Below are 23,331 nucleotides of genomic sequence, written 5' to 3'. Positions count from 1 at the left end.
GGTGCACAAAGTAGCGCCTCCATCCGGAGCAACGGGGCGACACGGCGCAGGTAGACGAGGTGATGTTGCTCCGAAAAGTTGTCATCGGCGTGAGCGCCGTCACTGCGCCAGGTGTTACTCGTTGGTAGGTCACTGCTCCTTTGTCCCCTGTCACCAGGAGAAACGTCATGGCCGTATCCCGCCCCTGGCGTCGACGCGCCGCGCTCGTCGTCGCCCTGCTCGCTGTCCCGGCCGCGGGGATGGTCCCCGCGCAGGCCGCGGGACCGCTCGCACCCGTCGCCCCCGGACTCTCCCGCCTGCTCTCGACCGTCACCGGCGCCACGGGGGTGACCGCGCTCGTGCACGCCGGCGACGTCGCCACCGCCGAACGCGCCGCCCGCGCGGCCGGGCTCACGAAGATCACCTCGTTCGGGAAGATCGGCGTCGTCGCCGTCCGGGGCACCGCCGACCAGGTGCGCGCGGTCCGCGAGGCCGCCGGGGTCACCTACGTCGAAGGCAACGAGAAGCTCGAGGCGCACGGCAGCACCGGCACCGCGGCGACGCGGAGCCTGCAGACGCAGGCACAGCTCAAGGACGCCGGTGGCGCTCCCGTGGACGGCAGGGGCGTCTCCGTCGCGATCATCGACACCGGCGTCGACCCGACGCATCCGGCCTTCAAGGGCGCCGACGGCAAGACGCGGGTGGTGCGCAGCCTCAAGAGCCTCTGCCTCGACGGCACGGCCACGAACTGCATCGTCGACGTCCCGACCTCCGTCGACACCGACACCCTCTCCCTGGGCGGCCACGGCACGCACGTCACCGGCATCGCCGCCGGGAACCAGCTGACACTGACCGACGGCACGAAGGTCGGCGGCTCGGCGCCGGGCTCGAAGATCGTTTCGCTCTCGACGGGGGCCGCGCTGCTCGTCCTGGGTACGGACGCGGCGCTGAACTGGGTGCTGGAGAACCACAAGGCGCCCTGTGGCGCGGGCGTCGCCGCGTCGGTGTGCCCGCCGATCAAGGTGACCAACAATTCCTACGGTCCCAGCGGCGGCGGCACCTTCGACCCGAACTCGGCGACGGTGAAACTGCAGCGCGCGCTCGCCGCGGAAGGCGTCGTCACGGTGTGGGCGAACGGGAACGACGGTGGCGACGGTTCGGCGAACCTCTCCAACCCGCCGGGACAGGACCAGACGCCGGGCGTGCTTTCGGTGGCCTCGTTCAACGACCAGGGGACCGGTACCCGCGACGGCACGGTCTCCGACTTCTCCTCGCGCGGCCTCGAGACCGACCAGGCGAGCTGGCCCGACGTTTCCGCGCCGGGGGAGAACATCCTCTCGTCGTGCCGTCCCACGCAGCCGATCTGCACGCAGGGCCTGCAGCCGAAGAACGGCCCGGGACTCCTGGACCTCGCCACCTACAACGTGATCAGCGGGACTTCGATGGCGGCGCCGCAGATCACCGGGATCGTCGCGCAGCTGTTCCAGGTCGCGCCGGACGCGAGCCCGGGTGACATCGAGGCCGCGATCAAGGGCACGGCGTACAAGTTCGCCAACGGCTCGCCGTACGTGGCGGCCGGGCCGTACACGTCGAGCTTCGACAAGGGCACCGGCCTGGTGGACACCTTCGCCGCGGCGAAGTCCCTCGGCGCACAGGGCTGATACGTCAGGCGATGGGACTCGTGAGTGGTAAGGACGGTTCTAACCGTCCTTACCACTCACGAGGCTCGGCCGAGTCCCGCGTCCCAATCAGGTGCGACTTGTGGTGTTCATGTGGCCAAACAACACAGTCGGGGTGCACAATGTGCTCACGCGTACCGGGAGGCGACAGGAGCCACCTGACCAGTGCAGCTCGCGAGGTCGTAGGGGAAGACGCCCCTCGTCGAGTAGCGGAGGTCAGCAGTGAGCACCCGTGGCAACACCCGTGGCGTGGTGTACGTCCACTCGTCGCCGTCTGCGGTGTGTCCGCACGTCGAGTGGGCCATTTCGGGCACCCTGGGTGCCCGAGTCGAGTTGAAGTGGACTGCGCAGCCCGCCAGTCCAGGACAGCTCCGCGCCGAATGTGGTTGGCGTGCGCCTTCGGGCACCGGCGGAAAGCTGGCGTCCGCGCTCAAGGCGTGGCCGATGATCAGGTTCGAAGTCACCGAAGAGCCCAGTGCGGGGGTCGACGGCGAGAGGTTCTGTTTCGCTCCGGGCCTCGGCCTGTGGCACGGCAGGACCAGTGCCAACGGTGACATCGTCGTGGGCGAGGACCAGTTGCGCGCTCTGGTGAGCAAGGTCCGCACCGGCGAATCCCTCGCGCACAAGCTCGACGAGCTCCTCGCCGCCAGCTGGGACGAAGCGCTCGAACCGTACCGGCACGCCGGTGACGGCGCACCGGTCACCTGGCTGCACCAAGTCGGGTAGACGCCGGTGAAGACGGAAGAGGCGGGCGGCTAACCTTTCAGGGTGACCGCCCAGCCTCGCCCACTTTCTCGCCAGCGGTGGCTGATCCCCGTCCTCGTGGTCGTGATCTCCTTGACCGTCGGCGTCGGATTGCTGGCACGTGATCTCTACACGCGTCCCGAGGCCGCGCCCACCCAGCCGGTCGTCAGCGACTCGCCGACGTCGGTCGCCCCGGAACAGCAGCCCGGCTCGCCCGTCGTCGAGGTGACTCCCGACGTCTTCGCGCATCCGCAGTACCAGAGCGTCCGGCAGGTGCTGCAGGGGTATTTCGACTCCATCAACGATCGCGACTATCCGAAGTGGACTTCGGTGGTCACCCGCGAGCGGGCCAAGACCAAGACCCCGGCGGAGTGGAAGAAGGACTATCAGTCCACTCGGGACGGCAGCATCCTCGTCTACCGCGTCGAGCCGAGCACGCCGGCCACGCTCCGGGTTCTCGTCGCCTTCACCAGTACGCAAGACGTCGAAGACGCGCCGGTGTACCTGCCGGAGGGCTGCATCCGCTGGCGGCTGGTGCTGCCGCTGCGGCTGGAGAGCGGATCGTGGCGCGTCGACACGACCGACGGCGGTACCAACCCCGAACACGAAAGATGCTGAAGTAAGGGACGACATGGTCCCAGAGGCTGACGTGCGGGGGGAGCCAGACGGAATAGAGTCGCGGGCATGGCAACTGATCAGCCGGCCCTGCTGACCGACGCCTCGAGGGGGCTCACCAGCGACGAGGTCGCCCAGCGGGTGGCCGCGGGCCAGACCAACGCGGTCTCGACGAAGACCAGCCGGACCACCGGCGAGATCATCCGTGCGAACGTCTTCACCCGGATCAACGCGATCTACGGGGTGCTGTTCGTGCTCATCCTGTCGACGGGTTACTTCATCGACGGGCTGTTCGGCGGACTGATCATCGTCAACAGCGCGGTCGGCATCATCCAGGAACTCCGGGCGAAACGGACCCTGGAACGGCTCGCGATCGTCGGACAGGCGAAGCCGACCGTCCGCCGTGACGGTCAGAGCGCCGAGATCGCCCCGGAAGAGGTCGTGCTCGGGGACCTCGTCGAACTGGGGCCCGGCGACAAGATCGTCGTCGACGGCCCGGCGCTGACGGCCGACGCGCTGGAGGTCGACGAATCGCTGCTGACCGGGGAATCCGATCCGGTGGTCAAGCAGCCCGGCGACAAGGTGCTGTCCGGCAGCTTCGTCGTCGCGGGCAGCGGCACCTACCGCGCGGACATCATCGGCGACGAGTCCTACGCGGCGAAACTGGCCGCGGAGGCCAGCAAGTTCACCCTGGTGAAGTCGGAACTGCGCCAAGGCATCGACAAGATCCTCAAGTTCATCACCTACCTGCTCATCCCGGCGGGGGCGCTGACCATCTACAACCAGCTCGCGGGCGACCAGGCGTGGCCGGACGCGCTGCGCGGCATGGTCGCGGCGCTTGTGCCGATGGTGCCCGAGGGCCTGGTGCTGATGACCAGTGTCGCGCTGGCGGTCGGCGTCATCCGGCTGGGCAAGCGCCAGTGCCTGGTGCAGGAACTCCCGGCGATCGAGGGACTCGCCAGGGTCGATGTGGTGTGCGCGGACAAGACCGGCACGCTCACCGAGAACGCGATGCGGCTTTCCGAGGTCCGGGAGATCACGCCGGGCCATCCGGTGGACGACGCGCTGGCCGCGCTCGCCGCCGCCGATCCCCGCCCGAACGCGAGCCTGCAGGCGATCGCGGAGGCCCACCGGACCGATCCGGGCTGGCGGGTCTCCACGACCATGCCGTTCTCCTCGGCGCGTAAGTGGAGCGGTGCCTCGTTCGGCGGCGACGGCGACTGGGTGCTCGGTGCGGCCGACGTCCTGCTGCCCGAAGGGGAGCACCGGGCGGAGGCCGAGAAGATCGGCTCCCGCGGTTTGCGTGTCCTGCTGCTGGGTCGTGCCGAGCGGGCCGTCGACTCGGCCGAAGGCCCCGGCGACATCGAACCGGTCGCGCTCGTGGTGCTGGAGCAGAAGGTCCGCCCCGACGCGAAGGACACCTTGGACTTCTTCGCGCACCAGGACGTCGCGGTCAAGGTCATCTCCGGTGACAACGCCATTTCGGTGGGCGCCGTCGCGGGCACGCTGGACCTGCCGGGCGCGGACAAGCCCGTCGACGCGCGGAAGCTGCCGGAGGACGCCGAAAAGCTGGCCGACACCGTGGAGGATCGCGCCGTCTTCGGCCGCGTGACACCGGTGCAGAAACGCGCGATGGTCGGTGCGCTGCAGTCGAAGGGGCACACCGTCGCGATGACCGGCGACGGCGTGAACGACGTCCTCGCGCTGAAGGACGCGGACATCGGCGTCGCCATGGGCGCCGGCAGCCCCGCCACCCGCGCGGTCGCGCAGATCGTGCTGCTGGACGACAAGTTCGCCACCCTGCCGCACGTCGTCGCCGAGGGGCGGCGGGTGATCGGCAACATCGAGCGCGTCTCGAACCTGTTCCTCACCAAGACGGTCTACTCGGTACTGCTGGCGCTGATGGTCGGTATCGCGCAGGTGCCGTTCCCGTTCCTGCCGCGGCACATCACGATCACCGCGTGGTTCACGATCGGCCTGCCCGCCTTCGTGCTCTCACTGGCGCCGAACAACGAACGCGCCCGCACCGGTTTCGTCGGCAGGGTGATGCGGATGGCCGTCCCGGCCGGGCTGGTCATCGCCACCGCGACGTTCGTGAGCTACCTGCTGGTGTACAAGGGATCCGGGCAGTCCGAACTGGACAAGGTCCAGGCGGGGACGACCGCGCTGATCACGCTCATCACGATCGCGCTGTGGGTGCTCGGGATCGTGGCGCGGCCGTACCGGTGGTGGAAGATCCTGCTGATCGGCGGGATGGTCGTGCTGACGCTCGCGCTGTTCCTGATCCCGTTCACGCAGAAGTTCTTCGCGCTGGACCCGAGCGTCACCTCGTACACGCTTTCGGCGTTCGCGTGTGCCGGAGTCGGGATCGTGCTGGTCGAGGCGGCCTGGTGGATCGGGCGGCATCTGGTCAAGCGCTCGGAAGCCTGACCTAGAAGTACGTGAAGGCCCCCTTCACCGCGCTAGACGTGGTGAAGGGGGCCTTCACGTACTGAAATCAGGCCGCCGGGGTGAACAGCAGAGCCGTGTTGTGCCCGCCGAAACCGAACGAGTTGCTGATCGCCGCGCCCAGCTCGACCTTGCGCGCCTCACCGGAGACGACGTCGAGCTGCACCTTCGGGTCCAGATTCTCGAGGTTCAGCGTGGCCGGGACGAGGCCGTGGTAGATCGCCAGGATCGTGGCGATGCCCTCGACCGCGCCCGCACCGCCGACCAGGTGGCCGAGCGCGCCCTTGGGCGCGGTCACCACGACGTGCTCGCCGATGGCGTTGCGGATCGCCGCGGCCTCGCCGACGTCGCCGACGACCGTCGAGGTCGCGTGCGCGTTGACGTGGCCGACGTCGGCAGGGGAGACCCCGGCCATCGTCATCGCCTGCCGCATGGCGGCGATCTGGCCGACGCCCTCCGGGTGGTTGCCCGTGATGTGGTAGGCGTCCGAGGTGATCCCGTACCCGCTCAACCGCGCGTAGATCCGCGCGTTGCGGGCCTTGGCGCGGTCCGCCCGCTCCAGGATCACGACGCCGGAGCCCTCGCCGAGGACGAAACCGTCACGGTTCACGTCGAACGGCCTGGACGCCTTCGTCGGGTCGTCGTTGCGGGTGGAGACCGTCCGCGCCTGGGCGAAGCCGGCGAGGGTGATCGGGTGGATGCACGATTCGGCCCCACCGGCGACCACGACGTCGGCGCGGCCCGAGCGGATCATCTCGTAGCCGGCGGCGATGCCTTCCGCGCCCGACGCGCAGGCCGACGCGGGCGAGTGCACACCGGCACGCGCCTTCAGATCGATCCCGACGTGCGCGGCGGGGCCGTTCGGCATCAGCATCGGCACGGTCAGCGGGGAGACCTTGCGGAGTCCCTGCTTGTGCAGAAGGTCGTTCTGGGAGATCAGGGTGACCGGACCGCCGACACCGGTACCGATGGTCACCCCGAGGCGCTCGGGTTCCACATCCTGATGCTCGTCGGTCGGCTGCTCGAAACCCGCGTCCGCCCAAGCCTGACGGGCGGCGATGAGCGCCACCTGCTCACAGCGGTCCAGCCGGCGGGCCTGAACCCGCGGCAGGACTTCGGACGGGTCGACGGCGAGCATGGCGCCGATCTTCACCGGCAGTTCGAGTTCGTCGACCCAGTCGGCTTCGATGCGGCGGATCCCGCTCGCCCCGGCGAGCAGGCCGTCCCACGTGGACGCGACGTCCCCGCCGAGCGGCGTGGTCGCGCCCATCCCGGTGATCACGACGTCGATGTTGCTCATTGGAGTCTCCCCAAGGTCGGCGCCTATCAAGAAGTCGGACTTACTTGGAGTTGGCCGACACGTAGTTCACCGCGTCGCCAACGGTCTTCAGGTTCGCCAGCTCGTCGTCCGGGATCTTGACGCCGAACTTGTCCTCGGCCTGGACAGCGATTTCCACCATGGACAGCGAGTCGATGTCGAGGTCGTCCACGAAGGACTTCTCGGCGGTCACGTCGTCCTGCGCCACACCGGCGACCTCTTCGACGATTTCGGCGAGGCCGGCGAGGATCTCTGCGTTGTCTGCCACTGGTTGTTCCCTTCTCGGTGATGCTTTCGGTTGCCCCCCGGACACGGCGCCCGCAGGGGAAGTATTCATCACGGGCAGATGAAGGTCTGGCCCGCGTAGGAGAGTCCGGCCCCGAAGCCCACGGCGAGCACGACGTCGCCCTGCTTCGCGGTGCCCGCCTTGCGCATGTGGTCCAGCGCCAGCGGAATCGACGCGGACGAGGTGTTGCCCGAGTACTTGATGTCGTCGGCCACGACCATGTCCTCGCGGGCGCCCTTGGCCCGCAGCTTCTTGGCGATGGCCTCGACGATGCGGAGGTTGGCCTGGTGCGGGATGAGCACGTCCACATCGGACGGTTCGAGCCCGGCCAGTTCCAGCGCCTGCAAGGCGATCGGCGCGATCTGCGTCGTCGCCCAGCGGAAGACCGACTGGCCCTCCTGGTAGATCCACTTGTCGTCGCGCATGTAGATCAGGTCGACGTGCTCGCCCGCGCTGCCCCAGGCGACCGGGCCGATCTGCGGCGTGTCGGCCGCGCCGACCACCGCCGCGCCGGCACCGTCGGCGAAGATGATCGCGTTCGCGCGGTCGACCGGGTCGACGTGGTCGGTGAGCTTCTCGGCGCCGATGACGAGCGCCTTCTTCGCGCTGCCCGCCCGGATGAGGTCCGAGGCGACGCCGATGCCGTAACAGAACCCGGCGCAGGCGGCGTTGAGGTCGAACGCGGCCGGATGCGTGATGCCGATCCGGTCGGCCACCTGCGCGGCGGCGTTCGGGATCTGGGTGGGCATCGTGCAGTTCGGCAGGATGACCGTGTCCACTTCGGACGGGTCCACGCCGGCGTCCGCCAGCGCGGCGGTGCCCGCCTTGACCGCCATGTCGACCAGCGACTCGTCCTTCTCGGCGAACCGGCGTTCGATGATGCCGACCCGCTCGCGGATCCACTGATCGTTGGTGTCCATGATCTTCGAGAGATCGTCGTTGGTCACGATCTTCTCGGGCTGGAAGCTCCCGACACCGAGGATGCGGGTCCCGGCGGCGCCCGGCGCCTGCCGCAAAGTGGATCGGTCGGTCACGAAGCGTCCTCCTGCCTCTGAAGCTTCGCCAGCTCGGCGGGCGTCTTCAGAGCGATGGTGGTGGTCACGGTTCCCTTGAGCTGCCGCTTGACCAGCCCGGTCAGCGTGCCCGCCGGCGGAAGTTCGAGCGTCGAGGTGACACCCGCGGAGACCAGACCGTCCATGGTCAGATCCCAGCGCACCGGGCTCGTGACCTGCTTGACCAGCCGGTCGAGGTATTCGGCCCCGCTGGTGACGACCTGGCCGTCGGCGTTCGACAGCAGCGGACGCGTCGGGTCCGCCGGGGTGATCTTCGCAGCGTGGGCGGCCAGCGCTTCACGCGCGGGTGCCATATAGGACGTGTGGAACGCGCCCGCGACCTTGAGCGCCCGGACCTTCGTGCCCTCCAGCGGCTCGGCCACGATCTTCTCGATCGCGTCGGCGGCGCCGGAGGCGACGATCTGGCCGGCGCCGTTGCGGTTCGCCGCGGCGAGGCCGTGGCCCTCGAGCCACGCGACGACCTGCTCCGGGTCACCGAGCATGACCGCGGCCATGCTCGTGGGTTCCAGCGCGCACGCCTTCGCCATTTCCGCGCCGCGGACGGCGGCCAGCGCGACGGCGTCTTCGGGGCTCAGCACCCCGGCGATGGCGGCGGCCGCCAGCTCGCCGACGGAGTGACCCGCGGCCGGCGAGTCTGCGGCGACCGGGGCCTCGCGCTGAAGGTACTCGAACGCCAGCAGTGACAGTGCCACGATCAGCGGCTGCGTGATCGCGGTGTCCTGGATCTCTTCGGCGTCCGCCTCGGTGCCGAGGCGGACGAGGTCGAGGCCGGCCCGCTCGGACCAGGCTTCGACGCGCGCGCGGGCACCGTCGAGCTCGAGCCAAGGGGAGAGCATGCCTGGGGCTTGGGAACCCTGACCGGGGGCGAGGACTGCAACTGTCACCCCATTAGAGAACACTCTCGGCCACCATGGTCGTGATGCCGACGTTCACCAAGTCCTGCCGACGTAATTGTCGGAACCCTCCAAAAGCGCCTTCCTGATCTCCGCGCTTAACCCAAAAGCCTTGTCGGGTTCAACCAGCTTTCCCTATGAAGTCTGTCACTGCGCAGAGTTACCAAGCGGTTTACCAGAGCCCTCGGGCACGGGCCAGCCGCCCGACCGTCAGCGCCACTTTCAGCACCCAGGCGTCCCGCGATTCGGCGGCGTGGCGGCCGGTGAGTTCGGCCGCCTTCCGCAGCCGGTACCGGACGGTGTTCGGATGCACGAACAGCGTCCGCGCGCAGGTCTCCAGGACGCCGCCGCTGTCGAGATAGGTCTCCACCGTCCGCAGCAGTGCCGGGCCCGCTTCCTCCAGCGGTCGCGCGATCTCCTCCACGAGCAGGCGCTCCGCCTCGGGATCGCCGGACAACGCGCGTTCCGGCAGCAGGTCGATCGATCTCGCGGGCCGCGGCGCGCCGGGCCAGCCGACGACGGCACGCAGACCGGAAAGCGCTTCGGTCGCGCTGTGATGCGCCTCGGCGAGGGTGGGCACCGTCGGCCCGGCGACGACCGGGCCCTCCGCGAAGGCGACCGACAGCTTGGTGAGGATCTCGCGGTCCTTGACGCTGCCGTCGGTGGGCCCGGCGACGACCACGACCAGCCGGGACCCCTGGACCGAAAGCAGTACGGGGCGTCCGACCCGCGCGGCACGGCTGCGCACCTCGAACACGACGGCGGGCGGGTCGTCCGACGTCGGGGTGCCGACCAGCGCGGTGGCGGGCGCGGCCGGATCCCAGCCGAGGGCGGCGGCGCGGGAGAGCACCGCCTCTTCGGCGTCGCCGCGGACGATGCCGTCGACGACCAGCGCCTCCAGCCGCGCGTCCCAGGCGCCGCGTGCCTCGGCGGCGGCCGCGTAGGAGTTCGCGGCGGCGAACGCGATCTCCCTGCCGTAGCGCAGGATCCCTTCGATCAGCGCGGCGCGTTCCGCCTCGTTCGCGGCGAACTCCGGCAGTTGCTCCTCGAACACCTCGATCGCCAGCCGCACCATGCCGACCGCCTGCCGCAGGCTCACCCAGCGGGAAAGCTCGGCGGGTGCTTCGCGGAACGCCTCGGTGGTGAGGGAGAGCGCCTCCTTGGCGTCGCGGAGCCAGCCGACGAAGCCGGCGGCACCCGCCTGGGTGATCAGCAGGACGCTCGCGCGCTGGTCGGCGGGAAGGCGGGCGAACCAGCTCAGCCGCTCTTCCATCACCGCGACGCTCGCGCTCGCTAGCCGGCCGGAGGCGTGCTCGAGCCGCCGGAGGGTCTTGGCGGACAGCCCGTGGTGCTTGGGCACACGCCGTCCGGAAGTCGCATCAGCCATGGTGAGCCGATCCTAGGTCGTGTCCGGCAAGTCATGTTCGCGGTCTTCGCGCCCGGGTGGCCGTCGCGGCTTCAAGGAATCCACCTGGATCACGCGGTCCATCGAACAGACTTTGCAGGACAGCGCCTGATCCGGCGGGCAAAGGGCCGTCCCCTTCGCCGGCGAAGTCCGAAGTGGACAGTCCGTGGCAGAGAATTGTGAAAAGTGTTCGCATAAAACTCGAGGCCGCCCGGCGCTCGCGTTTTTCGCTGCGCCGGACGGCCTCGTCTCCCCGGTCCCCACCGGTGGAACAAGTATGGGACTTGTCGATCTTTCCCCGCTAGCTCACTCACTCGATCGTGGGTCGCCGAGTTGCCGGTGCGGTGCTCGTGATCAACGATCCCTCGCAAGCCGCACCGGGTAGGGCGCGGATGCGCAGAGGAGGGAGTTCGCCGTGGGCGAGCAGCTGAAAGACGGTTTGGGACAAGCATGGAACCTTGTCGCCACGTTCGTGCCGAAATTGATCGGTTTCCTGATCATCCTGCTGATCGGCTGGTTGATCGCGAAAGCCGTGTCGAAGGCATTGGGACTGGTTCTGTCGAAGATCGGTTTCGGCAAGCTCATCGAGAAGACCGGACTCACCGGAACACTCAAACAGGCGAATGTCGACGCGGGCGGGATCCTCGTCAAACTCGTGTACTACTTCATTCTCCTGATCGCGCTGCAGCTCGCGTTCGGCGTATTCGGTGAGAGCAATCCGGTCAGCGCGCTGCTCAACGACATCATCGCGTTCCTGCCGCGGATCCTGGTGGCGCTGGTGCTGGTGATCGTCGCGGCCGCCGTCGCGAAGGTCGTCCGCGACCTGGTGACCGGAGCGCTGTCCACCCGGCCCGCGGGACGGCTGCTCGGCTCGATCGCCTACTGGATGATCATGGCGTTCGGCATCATCGCCGCGCTCGGCCAGGTGAACATCGCGACCGCGATCACCGGGCCGGTCCTGATCACCGTGCTCGCCACCATCGGCGGCGTGATCGTCGTCGGCTTCGGTGGCGGCCTGATCAAGCCGGCGCAGGACCGCTGGCAGGGCTGGCTGGCCGATCTGCAGGGCCAATTGGAGGCCGGGAACGGCAAGCAGGAGGTCCGTTCGGAGCCGCCGACTTCGCCCGTGGGCATCGGTCGCGTAGATTCCTGAGCATCCCCGCGGGCCCGGTGATCGAGGAAGGCATCGGGCCCGCGTGGAGCCGAAGGGGCCCGTCGCCGCGGAACGCGCGGTGGAGGGCCCTTTTTCGCACCCTGTGAGAACTCGGCTGCTCCGCCTCGGCGTCTCTCGAGCCGTCCTCCTGTTCCGCACCTCACACTCACTGGGGAATGGCGTCGCCACGGAGCATGTTGGAGCGGTAGACGGAGAGGGGTGCGGACGTGGACTTCCTGCTGCACAACGGTGTCACGGTGCTCGGACAGTGGATCTCCTTCGCCGAGCTGGCGGGGCAGATCTTCGCGCTGGCCGTGGTCTTCCTGGCGCAACGCCGCACGTTGTGGACGTGGCCGGTCCAGGTCGGCGCCACCGTGCTGTTGTTCTCGGTCTACATTTCCGCGCATCTCGGCGGGCTCGCGACCAGGCAGATCGCGATCCTCGCCATCTCGATCTACGGCTGGTGGGCCTGGTCCCGCCGCAGCGATCCCGTCTACGGCGTCGTCGTCCGCAAGGGCCGTCTCGGCGAGCGCCTGGCGATGATCGGCGCGTTCGCGATCGGCACCACCGCGATGGCGCTGGTGCTCGACGCGTTGAACGCCTCGTGGGCGCCATGGCCGGACGCCGCGATCTTCGTCGGCACGCTGGTCGCCTTCGCCGCGCAGGGCGCGGGTCTCGTGGAGTTCTGGCTGGTGTGGCTGGTCGTCGACGCGATCGGCGTACCGCTGCAGCTCTCCTCTGGCCTGTACTTCTCCGCCGCGGTCTACATCGTGTTCGCCGGGCTGGTCGTCCACGGCTGGTGGAGCTGGAACCGCACCGCGAAGCAGGTGCCGAATCGCGGAGCGCGTCAGCGCATGGTGGCGTGCGACGGCTTGAGGTCGGCGAGGGTGCGGACGCCCAGCAGCTGCATCGTCCGGACCATCTCGGCGCGCAGGATGTCCACGCACCGCTGAACCCCGCGCTCACCCCCGGCCATCAGGCCGTAGAGGAACGCGCGCCCGATGAGCACCGCGTCCGCGCCGCGCGCGATCGCGGCCACGATGTCGCCGCCGGACAGGATGCCGGTGTCGACCCACACCTCCGCGTCGCCCTGTATCTCGTCGAGCACCGCGGGCAGCAGTTCGATCGGTGTCGGCGCGCGGTCGAGCTGACGGCCACCGTGGTTGGACAGCAGCACCGCGTCGGCGCCGTGCTTGACCACGTCACGCGCGTCGTCGACGTTCTGGATCCCCTTGACCACGAGCTTGCCCGGCCAGGTCTGGCGGACCCAGTCGAGGTCGTCGAAGTTCAGGGTCGGGTCGAAGAGCTGGTTGAGCAGTTCGGCGACTGTGCCGTCGAACTGGCTCAGCGACGCGAAGGTCAGCGGCTCGGTGGTCAGCAGGTTGAACCACCACGCCGGATGCATCGCGCCGTCGACGAAGGTCTTGAGGGTGAGCGCGGGCGGGATGGTCAGCCCGTTGCGGACGTCGCGCAGCCGCGCGCCCGCGACCGGGGTGTCCACCGTCAGCATGAGTGTGTCGAAGCCGGCGGCCCAGGCGCGATTCATCAGATCTTCGCCCGCTTTGTGGTCGCGCCAGACGTAGAGCTGGAACCACTTGCGAGCCTCCGGAGCGGCCGCGGCGAGGTCTTCGATCGACGTCGTCGCCATCGTCGACAGCCCCATCGGGATGCCGTTGCGCTGCGCGACGCGGGCCACCGCGGACTCGCCCTCGTGGTTCATCATCCGCGTGAACCCGGTCGGCGCGAACGCGAACGGCAGCTCCGAACGCTTGCCGAGGATCTCCTTGCCGGTGTCCACATCGGACACGCCGCGCAGGACGTTCGGGTGGAATTCCACGCTGCGGAAGGCCTGCCGGGCGCGGCGGAGGCTGTCCTCCAGCTCGGCGGCGCCGTCGGTGTAGTCGAACGCCGCCCGCGGCGTCCGCTTGCGGGCGAGCATCCGCAGGTCGGCGATCGTGTGCGCGCCGGCCAGCCGCCGGTCGGTTGGGTTGAGCACGATCGGCTTCGGCCGCAGGATCTGCTTCAGCTCACTCGGCTTCGGCAGTCGACGCTTGGTCACTCTCGCTCACCCTTTCCCGCTTCACCGCAAACATCCGATGTCTTACCCTAGCCCGCCACGCGCTGGATGCAATGAAGGGGCCTTTCATCGCGGAGTTCGCAATGAAAGGCCCCTTCATCTCAGCGTCAGGCGCTACCGGAGTCCGACAGCTGCGGACCCGCGGCGGCGACGTCGTCGAGGCGGTACTTGCGGGCCGCCTCCGCCGCCTTCGACCGGTCGATCTCGCCGCGCTTGGCGAGCGCGCTCAGCGCGCCGACCACGATCGACTGGGCGTCGACCAGGAACTTCCGCCGGGCGGCGGGACGGGTGTCGGAGAACCCGAACCCGTCGGTGCCCAGCGTCAGCATGTCGTTCGGCACCCACGGGCGGATGAGATCCGGCACGGCACGCATCCAGTCCGAAACCGCGACGACCGGCCCGTTCACCCCGGACAGCTTCTGCGTGATGTACGGCACACGCGGGGAGTCGCCCGGGTGGAGGAGGTTGTCGTGGTCGGCCTCGACGGCCTCGCGCCGCAGCTCGGTCCACGACGTCGCCGACCACACGGCCGCGCGTACGCCCCACTCCTCGGCCAGCATCCGCTGCGCCCGGAGCGCGTCCGGCATGGTGACGCCGGAGACCAGGATCTGCGCCTCCGGACCGTCGCCCGACGGGGCGTCGGCGTACTTGTAGAGACCCTTGAGCAGGCCGTCGACGTCGAGGTTCTCCGGCTCGGCGGGCTGCTGGTAGGGCTCGTTGTAGATCGTCATGTAGTAGAAGATGTTTTCGCCGTTGCCGTCCGGCCCGGTCTCGCCGTACATCCGGCGCAGACCGTCCCGCACGATGTGGGCGATCTCGAACGACCACGCCGCGTCGTAGGCCACGACGGCCGGGTTGGTCGCCGCCAGCAGCAGCGAGTGCCCGTCGGCGTGCTGCAGGCCCTCACCGGTCAGCGTGGTGCGGCCGGCGGTGGCGCCGAGCACGAACCCGCGGGCCATCTGGTCCGCCGCCGCGTAGAGGCCGTCACCGGTCCGCTGGAACCCGAACATCGAGTAGAAGATGTAGATCGGGATCATCGGCTCGCCGTGCGTGGCGTACGAGGTGCCGACGGCGGTGAACGACGCGGTGGAACCCGCCTCGTTGATGCCCTCGTGCAGGATGACGCCCTTTTCGGACTCCTTGTAGGCCAGCATCAGGCTCGCGTCGACCGAGGTGTAGGTCTGGCCGTGCGGGTTGTAGATCTTGGCCGTCGGGAACATCGAGTCGAGACCGAAGGTGCGCGCCTCGTCCGGGATGATCGGGACGATCCGCTTGCCGATCTCGGAGTCCTTCGCCAGCTCGCGGACGAGCCGGACGAACGCCATCGTGGTGGCGACCTCCTGCTTGCCCGAGCCCTTGCGGATGCCTTCGTAGACCTTGTCGCCGGGCAGCACGAGGGCCTTCGAGGCCTTCGGGCGGCGCTCCGGCAGGAACCCGCCGAGCGCCCTGCGGCGGCCGATCATGTACTCGATCTCCGCCGAATCCTTGCCGGGGTGGTAGTACGGCGGCAGCTTCGGGTCGCGCTCGAGTTCCTCGTCGCTGATCGGGATGCGCTGGGCGTCCCGGAACAGCTTGAGGTCGTCGAGGGTGAGCTTCTTCATCTGGTGCGTGGCGTTGCGGCCTTCGAAGGACGGACCGAGGCCGTAGCCCTTGATGGTGTGGGCCAGGATCACCGTCGGCTGGCCGTAGTGCTCCAGCGACGACTTGTAGGCCGCGTAGACCTTGCGGTAGTCGTGCCCGCCGCGCTTGAGGTTCCAGACGTCGGCGTCGGTGAGGTCCTTGACCAGCTCCTTGGTCCGCGGGTCGCGGCCGAAGAAGTGCTCGCGGACGAAGGCGCCGTCGTTGGCCTTGTAGGTCTGGAAGTCGCCGTCCGGCGTGGTGTTCATCAGGTTGACCAACGCGCCGTCGCGGTCCGCGTGCAGCAGCGAGTCCCACTCGCGGCCCCAGATGACCTTGATGACGTTCCAGCCGGCGCCGCGGAAGTACGACTCCAGCTCCTGGATGATCTTGCCGTTGCCGCGCACCGGGCCGTCGAGCCGCTGCAGGTTGCAGTTGATCACGAAGGTCAGGTTGTCGAGGCCCTCGCCCGCGGCCACGTGGATGAGGCCGCGCGATTCCGGCTCGTCCATCTCGCCGTCGCCGAGGAACGCCCAGACGTGCTGGTCGCTGGTGTCCTTGATGCCGCGATCGCGCAGGTAGCGGTTGAACCGAGCCTGGTAGATCGCGTTCATCGGGCCGAGGCCCATGGACACGGTCGGGTTCTCCCAGAACTCCGGCATCAGCCGCGGGTGCGGGTACGACGGCAGGCCGCCGCCCTCGCCCGCGTGCGAGAACTCCTGGCGGAAGCCGTCCAGCTGGTTCTCGGTCAGCCTGCCCTCGAGGAACGCGCGGGCGTAGATGCCGGGGGAGGCGTGTCCCTGGATGAAGATCTGGTCGCCGCCGCCCGAGTGGTCCTTGCCGCGGAAGAAGTGGTTGAAGCCCACTTCGTACAGCGCCGCGGACGAGCCGTAGGTCGAGATGTGCCCGCCGACGCCGACGCCGGGACGCTGCGCGCGGTGCACCATGATCGCGGCGTTCCACCGGATGTACGCGCGGTAACGGCGCTCGATCTCCTCGTCACCGGGGAACCAGGGTTCGTTCTCGGTGGGGATGGTGTTGACGTAGTCCGTCGACGTCAGCGCCGGGACGCCGACGTGGCGTTCCCTGGCCCGCTCGAGGATGCGCAGCATCAGGTACCTGGCGCGCTGCTGACCACCCCTGGCCAGCGCCTCGTCGAAGGAGTCCAGCCATTCGGCGGTCTCCTCCGGGTCGATGTCGGGCAGGTGCGCCGCCAATCCGTCACGGATGACGCGGACGCGTGCCGGGGTCTCCTTGCCGGAGGCGCCGTCGTTCTGCGGGGCCAAGGGGTCTCCTTGCGAAAGGTGGTAGCTGGTTGTGCTCGTACGCGGGCGTGTTCGCCTTCCATCGTCGTCCTCCGGTTCCGTTCGCGTCACCGCTACTGATCGGTAACGTTCGCGGACCCGATCGCGACACGCCTCGCACGCGCCTGTACTCGCGCGCGCGTTTTCTCTCTCACCCTAAAGCAGGGCGTTCGGAGGTGCCCAGGCGCGCCCGAATTGACGCCGTGAGAGTGGGCTGAATGTCCGTACGCCGCGACACGAGTTGTTCAAGATCCGGTGTGGACGGTTGCGCGGATCGCTTCACCAGTGTTCGCTAACGGGCATCGTGTACCCGAGTGTGGTGCCCGCCCGGCCGATCCGGCCGACGCGACACCACGCTCCGTCGTAGTTGGAGGAGTGACAGCAGTGGTCGCCGCGGGAGACGCTGATCAGAGCAGCGTCGCCGAAAGGCTCGGGATCAAGCCGGACATGGTGGTCCAGGAGATCGGCTGGGACGAGGACGTCGACGACGACCTTCGTGCGGCGATCGAGGAACAGATCGGCGGCGACATCCTCGACGAGGACGCCGACGAGGTCATCGACGTGGTGCTGCTGTGGTGGCGCGAAGACGACGGTGATCTCGGTGACACGCTGATCGAGGTCCGGACCCCGTTGAACGAGAACGGGGTGATCTGGGTGCTGACCCCGAAGACGGGCCAGCCCGGACACGTCGAGCCGAGTGAGATCGCCGAAGCGGTGCCGCAGGTCGGACTGGCGCAGACGGCCAACATCAGCGCCGGTCCCAAGTGGGCGGGCACCCGGCTGGTGTCGCCGAAGTCCAAGACCAAGCGGTGACCTCTCCGAGCGCGCGATCGACACGATAGGGTTGTCGTCGCAGGCCCCTGTTCGCTCTTGAGAGGAAACCGCCGGTATGGCCGTCGAGGTCGGATCGCAAGCCCCGGACTTCACGCTCAACGACTACAACAAGCAGTCCGTGACGCTGTCGTCCTTCAGGGGCGACAAGCCGGTCCTGCTCGTGTTCTACCCGTTCGCGTTCAGTGGCATCTGCACCGGCGAGCTGTGCCAGCTTCGCGACGAGTTCGCGGACTACGACGGCCAGGGCGTCCAGGTCATCGGCGTGTCCGTGGACACCCCGTTCTCGCTCAAGGCGTGGGCCGAGCAGGAGGGCTACCAGTTCCCGCTGCTTTCGGACTTCTGGCCGCACGGCGAGGTCGCGAAGGCCTACGGCGTCTTCAACGAGGCGGCCGGTCTGGCCACCCGCGGCACCTTCCTGATCGACAAGGACGGCATCGTGCGGTTCGCCGAGGTCAACCAGCCCGGCGAGGCGCGTGACCAGCAGGCATGGAAGAAGGCCGTGGCCTCGCTGGCCTGAGTCTTCACCGGTGGCACCCGTGCGCGGGTGTCACCTCCCGGGCGCATAGCTCAGCGGGAGAGCACTCGGTTTACACCCGAGCGGTCGTAGGTTCGATCCCTACTGCGCCCACCGAAAACCCGGCGACACCCTGCTTTCGCGGGGCTACCTTGAGCCGCATGCACGACCTCACGTGGCGGCCCCTCACCCCGCAGGACGCCAAGGCGTCGGCCGACCTCCTCAACGCCATGGAGACCGTCGACGAGATCGGCGAGAACTACACGGCGGAGGACACCCTCCAGGAGCTGACCGACCCGTACGCGGACCTTGAGCGGGCAAGTCTCGCCGCCTTCGACGGCGACGTGATGGCCGGCTACATGAAGATCCGCTTCAAGCCGGCCGCCGAAGAGGTCCATCGGGTCTTCCTCGACGGGGGAGTCCATCCGGGGTATCGCCGCCGGGGCATCGGCACCGCGCTCGTCGACGCGGGAGTGGCCGCGGCCAAGGTGGTGCACGCGCTGCATCATCCGGACTCGAAACTCGTGGTGGACGTCAACCGGCCCGAGCGCATCGCCGGTCTGGCCGAACTCGTCCGGTCCCGGGGGTTCACGCCGGTGCGCTACTTCCAGCGCATGGAGCACTCACTCGGCGCCTCGGCCGGTTCGGCGATCCCGGACGGGTTCCGGGTCGAGCCGTGGTCGGAGCGGAACGACGAGGACTTCCGGACGGTCCGGAACGAGGCGTACCGGGACTACTGGGGCGCGGTGCCGATGCCCGCCGATCTCTGGCGGAACAAGATCACGAATCAGACCTTCCGCTCCGAGGTCAGCTTCCTGCTCCGCGACGAGGCGACGGGCTCCCCGGTGGGGATGCTGGTGACCATGTCGTGGGAGGCCGACACGGAGGCCACTGGCGTCCGCGACGCGCACTTCATGCTCGTCGGAACGCTTCGGGAGTACCGGCGGCGGGGTGTCGCCGGCGCGCTGATGGGACACGCGCTGCGGGCCGCCGCCGATCAGGGGTACGACCGCGCGAGCCTGAACGTGGACTCGGCTGATCCCTCCGGAGCGTTCGGGGTCTTCGAGAAGGCCGGGTTCGCGCCGAAGATGCGCTACGTCCGCTGGGCGCTCGAGGTTTGACCCCTTACGCAAGTAGGTGACTACTTGCGTAAGGGAGATACGTGAAGGCCTCCTTCCCCCGGCTCAGCCGTGGGAAGGAGGCCTTCACGCACCCCCAACACCTGTGGAACGTCTTCGGTTTTCGGCGGTCTGGTCTGCCCCCTCGGCAGGCCAGACCGCCGGTGCGCCGCGCCGCGGGTGGCGAACTTTCGGCTGCACAAGACAGGAGACGGCCGGGACTGCCCAGATACATCAAGATCGGCGGCCATTGGAGTGATTCCGGGCCGCGAGGGGCGATCACGCAGAGCGACTAGGCGCGGATGAGCCTGTTCGCCAGGGTCGACATCGTGTAGGCCCCGATGCCCATGACGACTTCGAGGGCGTTCCGTTCGGTGTATCCGTGCCCGAAGAAGGTCCGCAGCGTCTCGTCGTCGACGCCACCGGCGGTCGCGAGTACCGCCAGCGTGAACTGCCGGACGGCCTCCAGCCGCTCGTCGGGCACTGGCTCCTGCGAGCGAAGCGCCGCGATGATGTCGTCGTCCGCGTGAAGACCCTTCAGCTTGCCGGTGTGGATCTCGACGCACACTTCGCAGCCGTTGCGGGTCGCCACGGTCATCACGACCGTCTCCCGCGCGAGGGGTTCGAGTGTCGTCCGCTCGAAACTCGCACTGAGTTTCAGGAATCCGTCGAGCAGTTCCGGTGACGACGCCTGCCGGGCGACGGCGGTGGGCAGGTGCCCGAACTTCCGGATGGTCGCTTCCATGGCGCGACGCGAGGCTTCGGGTGCGGTCTCGACGGTGTGATCGGTGAACAAGGCTTCCCCTTAAGATGGTCAACGTGGTTGACGAAAAGGTAAACCAGGTTGTCGATACTGGCAAGCGTGTTCCCGAGACCCCTGGGTTCGAGCTGCCACTTCTGCTGTTCGCGGGCTTCCGCTCGATCATCGACCGGATGCACGCCGAACTGGCCGGGCAGGGGCATCCCGACGTCCGCCCGGCGTACGGCTTCGCCATGCAGGCGATCGGCCGCGAAGGCGCGACGGCGAGCGAAATCGGACGACGGCTCGGGGTCAGCAAGCAGGCGGCGGGCAAGACCGTCGACAAGCTGGAGCAGCTCGGTTACGTCGCGCGCGTCGACGACCCGGCCGACGCCCGGCGCAAGGTCGTGCGGCTCACCGACCGTGGGTACGACTCACTCGGCCGGTCGGCGGCGATCTTCGACCAGCTGCGCAAGGAGTGGGCCGACGCGCTGGGCGTCGAGAGGGTCCGCGCGCTCGAAGCCGACCTTCGCACGATGGCCCCCGCGGACGGCTTCCGTCTCGACGTCGCGGGCTGGTTCGGAGCCTAGAACGGACAACCGGGATTCGGCGCGTCCTGCGAAAGCGGGCTCCCGTGCGGTAGCACGTAGAGCACCTCCAGTACCACCGGCGTCGTTCCGAGGTTCCGTCCGATGTGGACGGTATCGCTCGGCTCGGTGAAGGCGGCGCCCTTCCGGTACAGGCCGTCGAGCCCGCAGTCGGCCGAGTTGTGCGTCAGGGTGCCGTCCTTGACGTACGCGTACAGCTTCCCGTCGTGATAGTGCCACCCGGTGTACCCGCCGGGCTGGATGACGACCTCGCGCAGGACGTAGTCGGTGTCCCTGACCGTCTTCTGCTTGAAAATCGTCCCGCTCACCCCGGAGCCGGGGGTCGCCTCGGCCGTCGCGGGGACGGCGAGCGCGAGAACGAGAGTCGCGAGCAGTGTGGCTACGGACCGCAGGCGCATGAGGAGACCGTACCGCGATCGGCACTGCCCGAAAGGGCCGTTCAGTCCGCCCGAAGCGTCCGCCGCGGCATCTTGCCGCTCTTGTCCGGATCATCGTGATAGCCGGATTTCGTGTGCGCGGAACCGAAGTGGCCGGGATCCCGCGCCGCGACTTCGTAGAACGTGCTCAGTGCGTCACCGGCTCGGGGCGTCGCAGGGTTTCCAGATGCCGCCGGAGCACCGTGCGCATCAGCTCCGGCGAGGTCCGGCCCGTCGACAGGGCGAGGCCGTCCAGCAGCGCGGACAGCCGTTCGGTCTCCACCGCCAGGTCGAGGTCGTCGAGCAGGCCACCCGCTTCGTTCGCGCCGTCGAGCACCCGCCGGACGAGGGCGCGGACCCCCTCGTACATGCGAGCGGCCTCCTCGGCGAGGTCGGGACGGTTCTTCGCGGCGGCCGAGAACGCCAGCCAGACGTCGGTTTCGGCCCGGGTCTGCTCGGTGAGCGGGAGCAGTTCGCTGAGCAGCGCTTCGGTGATTTCCTGCCGCCGTGAGCGTGGCGTCGCGGGGTCGAGCAGATCGGGGAGGTGGCCCAGCAGCCTCGACTCGAGCCGGTGGCCGAGCGCGCGCATGGCGAACACGATCAGCTCGTCGTGGCCACGGAAGTAGTGCCGCACCGAGCCGATCGCGAGACCGGCCTCTTCGGCCACGCTCCTGAGCGACGCCTGCGCGAGACCGTCACGCTGGATCACCCGGAAGACCGCTTCGGCTATCTCCAGGCGGCGGGCGTCCGGGTCGACGATCTTGGGCATGTTGTCTTTATAGCACGACCTTGCTATTTTATTTGGCACAGTCATGCTACAAAGGGGGAGTTCATGAGGACCTGGTTGCTGATCGCGCTGGTGGTCGCCGTGGTGATCGCGATCGTCGTGCGCAGGCTGCGCGGGGAGCCACTGGTGGCCCGCGAGGTGTTCGGGGCGCCGGTGATCCTGCTCGCCATCGGGGTCTACGGCCTGACCAAACTCGAAAGCTTCACCGTCACGGACGGTGTCTGGCTCGTGCTGGGCTGCGTCGTCGGTTGCGGCCTCGGCGCGGTGCGTGCCACCAGCACGAAGCTGTTCGAGCGCGACGGCGTGCTGTGGCTGCGCTACACCGGCTGGACGTTCGGTGTCTGGGTGCTGTCACTGCTGGTGAACTTCGGGATCGGCTTCCTGGCCACCACGGCCGGCGCGCATCCCGACGCGCGGCCGGTGACGCTGTCGATCGGCGTCAGTCTGCTGGGTGAGGCGTTGGTGATCGGTAGGCGCGCGAAGACGACGGGGCTGCCCTACGCCCCGCCGTCCGAGTCGCTGCTTTCCCGTCGTTAGGCCAGTTTCGCGATTTCGCCGACGAGGAGAGCGATCTCGTCTTCGGTGTTGAAGTAGTGCACCGAAGACCGGACCAGTGGCGGCAGGTCGCGTGCGACGAAGTCGAATTGGGCGGACATCGCTTCCGTGACGCTGACGTTGATCCTCGCCGCCGTCAGGCGCTGTTTCACTTCCTGCGACGGTGTTTTCGCCACGCTGAACGTGACGATCCCGCATTTCCGCGTGCCCTGGTCGTGGACACGGACGCCCGGGATCTCGCGGAGCGCGTCGCGCAGTTTCTCCGCGAGCGCGGCGACTCGGGCTTCGATGGCGGGCATGCCCCATTCGAGGGCGTAGTCGATCGCCGCGCCGAGACCGTGCAGGGCGGCGTGATCGCGTTCCCAGACCTCGAACATCTTCGCCGTCGGGTCGACTTCGTAGCTTTCGGGCGCTGTCCACGCCGCCGAATGAAGGTCGAGCATCGCGGGCTCGACACGCTCGCGCAGGCGCGGATGCGCGTAGAGGAACCCGGTACCCCGCGGTCCGCGCAGGTACTTGCGGCCGGTCACGCTGAGCGCGTCGCAGTTCAGGCGCGCGACGTCGAGGTCGATCTGGCCGGCGCTCTGGCATGCGTCCAGCAGGAACGGGATCCCGGCCTCGCGCGCGACCGCGCCGATCTCCTCGGCGGGGTTCACCAGCCCGCCCTGGGTCGGCACGTGGGAGACGGCGATCAGCTTGACGTCACCGTCGACGCGACGCTTGAGGTCTTCGACGTCCAGCTGCCCGGACTCGTCGTTCTCGACCACTTCGACGATGGCGCCGGTGCGCTTCGCGATCTGCAGGAAGGAGATGACGTTGCTCGCGTACTCGGATTCCGCCGTCAGGATCCGGTCTCCCGCGGCGAACGGCAGCGCGTAGAAGATCGCCTGCCAGGACCGGGTGGCGTTGTCGGTCAGCGCGATGTCGTGGGGGCCGGCGCCGACGAGGCGTGCGGCCGAGGCGTAGACGCCGTTCATCCGCTCCACGGTCGCCGCGGCCTGCTCGTAGCCGCCGGTCAGGGCTTCTTCACGCAGGTACTCGACGACGGTGTCGGTCACCCGCGCGGGCGGCAGTGACGATCCGGCGTTGTTGAGGTGGACCACTTCCGCGCAGCCCGGGGTCTCGGCGCGAGCGCGGTGCACATCGAAGTCCGTCATGCCTAACTGAAT

The 23,331-nt window shown here is 68.6% G+C and carries 22 protein-coding genes and 1 tRNA gene; 12 read left to right on the top strand and 11 right to left on the bottom strand.

Annotated features, from left to right (window positions below):
* Positions 1 to 167 precede the first annotated feature (167 nt).
* From H074_RS24705 to H074_RS24690, 4 genes are all read left to right on the top strand, one after another.
* The gene (locus H074_RS24705; protein WP_007032795.1) at positions 168 to 1,640 is read left to right on the top strand and encodes a S8 family serine peptidase; all 1,473 of its coding nucleotides are present in this window, start codon (positions 168 to 170) and stop codon (positions 1,638 to 1,640) included.
* A gap of 240 nt (positions 1,641 to 1,880) precedes the next feature.
* Complete coding sequence (locus H074_RS24700) at positions 1,881 to 2,384, top strand: DUF3145 domain-containing protein (protein ID WP_085941006.1); 504 nt, start codon at positions 1,881 to 1,883, stop codon at positions 2,382 to 2,384.
* 42 nt (positions 2,385 to 2,426) lie between these two features.
* A complete protein-coding gene (locus H074_RS24695; RefSeq protein ID WP_007032793.1) occupies positions 2,427 to 3,020 on the top strand; it encodes a hypothetical protein in 594 nt (197 codons plus the stop codon).
* Between the two features lie 66 nt (positions 3,021 to 3,086).
* The gene (locus H074_RS24690; protein ID WP_007032792.1) at positions 3,087 to 5,447 is read left to right on the top strand and encodes a cation-translocating P-type ATPase; all 2,361 of its coding nucleotides are present in this window, start codon (positions 3,087 to 3,089) and stop codon (positions 5,445 to 5,447) included.
* A gap of 67 nt (positions 5,448 to 5,514) precedes the next feature.
* Here H074_RS24690 and H074_RS24685 read toward each other — a convergent pair whose 3' ends face one another.
* The 5 genes from H074_RS24685 to H074_RS24665 all read right to left on the bottom strand — a co-directional run bounded on the left by H074_RS24685 (position 5,515) and on the right by H074_RS24665 (position 10,422).
* Complete coding sequence (locus tag H074_RS24685) at positions 5,515 to 6,765, bottom strand: beta-ketoacyl-[acyl-carrier-protein] synthase family protein (protein ID WP_007032791.1); 1,251 nt, start codon at positions 6,763 to 6,765, stop codon at positions 5,515 to 5,517.
* 40 nt (positions 6,766 to 6,805) lie between these two features.
* The gene (locus tag H074_RS24680; protein WP_004559006.1) at positions 6,806 to 7,051 is read right to left on the bottom strand and encodes an acyl carrier protein; all 246 of its coding nucleotides are present in this window, start codon (positions 7,049 to 7,051) and stop codon (positions 6,806 to 6,808) included.
* A 68-nt stretch (positions 7,052 to 7,119) separates the two neighbouring features.
* The gene (locus H074_RS24675; protein WP_007032790.1) at positions 7,120 to 8,103 is read right to left on the bottom strand and encodes a beta-ketoacyl-ACP synthase III; all 984 of its coding nucleotides are present in this window, start codon (positions 8,101 to 8,103) and stop codon (positions 7,120 to 7,122) included.
* A complete protein-coding gene (locus H074_RS24670; protein WP_268744777.1) occupies positions 8,100 to 9,026 on the bottom strand; it encodes an ACP S-malonyltransferase in 927 nt (308 codons plus the stop codon). Before H074_RS24670 ends, H074_RS24675 begins: the two co-directional genes overlap by 4 nt.
* A 181-nt stretch (positions 9,027 to 9,207) precedes the next feature.
* Positions 9,208 to 10,422, bottom strand: coding sequence for a PucR family transcriptional regulator (locus H074_RS24665; RefSeq protein WP_007032788.1), 1,215 nt, complete (start codon positions 10,420 to 10,422; stop codon positions 9,208 to 9,210).
* A 433-nt stretch (positions 10,423 to 10,855) separates the two neighbouring features.
* On the opposite strand from H074_RS24665, the gene H074_RS24660 reads away from it, so the two are divergent.
* Together H074_RS24660 and H074_RS39485 are read left to right on the top strand one after the other, a co-directional pair.
* The gene (locus H074_RS24660; protein ID WP_007032787.1) at positions 10,856 to 11,593 is read left to right on the top strand and encodes a mechanosensitive ion channel family protein; all 738 of its coding nucleotides are present in this window, start codon (positions 10,856 to 10,858) and stop codon (positions 11,591 to 11,593) included.
* A 227-nt stretch (positions 11,594 to 11,820) separates the two neighbouring features.
* Positions 11,821 to 12,546: a nicotinamide mononucleotide transporter family protein gene (locus tag H074_RS39485; protein WP_007032786.1), complete on the top strand. Its 726-nt coding sequence runs from the start codon at positions 11,821 to 11,823 to the stop codon at positions 12,544 to 12,546.
* Here H074_RS39485 and H074_RS24650 read toward each other — a convergent pair.
* Positions 12,441 to 13,652, bottom strand: a complete 1,212-nt coding sequence (locus tag H074_RS24650; protein ID WP_007032785.1) for an alpha-hydroxy acid oxidase — start codon at positions 13,650 to 13,652, stop codon at positions 12,441 to 12,443. The two genes, H074_RS39485 and H074_RS24650, sit on opposite strands and share 106 nt — an antisense overlap.
* A 125-nt stretch (positions 13,653 to 13,777) precedes the next feature.
* Entirely contained in the window at positions 13,778 to 16,573 is a 2,796-nt protein-coding gene (aceE, locus tag H074_RS24645) for a pyruvate dehydrogenase (acetyl-transferring), homodimeric type (protein ID WP_039923328.1), read from the bottom strand.
* Between the two features lie 402 nt (positions 16,574 to 16,975).
* On the opposite strand from aceE, the gene H074_RS24640 reads away from it, so the two are divergent.
* From H074_RS24640 to H074_RS24625, 4 genes are all read left to right on the top strand, one after another.
* Positions 16,976 to 17,404 carry a DUF3052 domain-containing protein gene (locus tag H074_RS24640; RefSeq protein WP_005164955.1) on the top strand — a complete coding sequence of 143 codons (429 nt, stop codon included), beginning with the start codon at positions 16,976 to 16,978 and terminating at the stop codon, positions 17,402 to 17,404.
* 76 nt (positions 17,405 to 17,480) lie between these two features.
* On the top strand, positions 17,481 to 17,942 hold the full coding sequence (locus H074_RS24635; RefSeq protein ID WP_007032783.1) for a peroxiredoxin: 462 nt from the start codon (positions 17,481 to 17,483) through the stop codon (positions 17,940 to 17,942).
* 39 nt (positions 17,943 to 17,981) lie between these two features.
* A tRNA-Val gene (locus tag H074_RS24630) sits at positions 17,982 to 18,053 on the top strand.
* Positions 18,054 to 18,100: 47 nt separating this feature from the next.
* Positions 18,101 to 19,060, top strand: a complete 960-nt coding sequence (locus tag H074_RS24625) for a GNAT family N-acetyltransferase (protein WP_007032782.1) — start codon at positions 18,101 to 18,103, stop codon at positions 19,058 to 19,060.
* A 289-nt stretch (positions 19,061 to 19,349) separates the two neighbouring features.
* On the opposite strand, the gene H074_RS24620 is transcribed toward H074_RS24625, so the two are convergent.
* A complete protein-coding gene (locus H074_RS24620) occupies positions 19,350 to 19,853 on the bottom strand; it encodes a carboxymuconolactone decarboxylase family protein (protein ID WP_007032781.1) in 504 nt (167 codons plus the stop codon).
* Positions 19,854 to 19,867: 14 nt separating this feature from the next.
* Between H074_RS24620 and H074_RS24615 the strand changes: the two genes are divergently transcribed.
* Positions 19,868 to 20,386 carry a MarR family winged helix-turn-helix transcriptional regulator gene (locus tag H074_RS24615; RefSeq protein ID WP_007032780.1) on the top strand — a complete coding sequence of 173 codons (519 nt, stop codon included), beginning with the start codon at positions 19,868 to 19,870 and terminating at the stop codon, positions 20,384 to 20,386.
* Here the strand turns inward: H074_RS24615 and H074_RS24610 are convergent.
* Both H074_RS24610 and H074_RS24605 read right to left on the bottom strand, forming a co-directional pair.
* A complete protein-coding gene (locus H074_RS24610; RefSeq protein ID WP_007032779.1) occupies positions 20,383 to 20,802 on the bottom strand; it encodes a cupin domain-containing protein in 420 nt (139 codons plus the stop codon). The two genes, H074_RS24615 and H074_RS24610, sit on opposite strands and share 4 nt — an antisense overlap.
* A 166-nt stretch (positions 20,803 to 20,968) precedes the next feature.
* Positions 20,969 to 21,589, bottom strand: coding sequence for a TetR/AcrR family transcriptional regulator (locus tag H074_RS24605; RefSeq protein ID WP_007032778.1), 621 nt, complete (start codon positions 21,587 to 21,589; stop codon positions 20,969 to 20,971).
* Between the two features lie 63 nt (positions 21,590 to 21,652).
* Between H074_RS24605 and H074_RS24600 the strand changes: the two genes are divergently transcribed.
* Positions 21,653 to 22,144 carry a hypothetical protein gene (locus H074_RS24600; RefSeq protein WP_007032777.1) on the top strand — a complete coding sequence of 164 codons (492 nt, stop codon included), beginning with the start codon at positions 21,653 to 21,655 and terminating at the stop codon, positions 22,142 to 22,144.
* On the opposite strand, the gene H074_RS24595 is transcribed toward H074_RS24600, so the two are convergent.
* On the bottom strand, positions 22,141 to 23,319 hold the full coding sequence (locus H074_RS24595; RefSeq protein ID WP_007032776.1) for an aminotransferase class V-fold PLP-dependent enzyme: 1,179 nt from the start codon (positions 23,317 to 23,319) through the stop codon (positions 22,141 to 22,143). The two genes, H074_RS24600 and H074_RS24595, sit on opposite strands and share 4 nt — an antisense overlap.
* Positions 23,320 to 23,331 lie beyond the last annotated feature (12 nt).

The organism is Amycolatopsis decaplanina DSM 44594 (assembly GCF_000342005.1).
In the GTDB taxonomy this organism is placed as follows: Bacteria; Actinomycetota; Actinomycetes; order Mycobacteriales; family Pseudonocardiaceae; genus Amycolatopsis; species Amycolatopsis decaplanina.
Note: the sequence above shows the minus strand (reverse complement) of the source record. Positions and strands in the feature narration are given on the sequence as shown.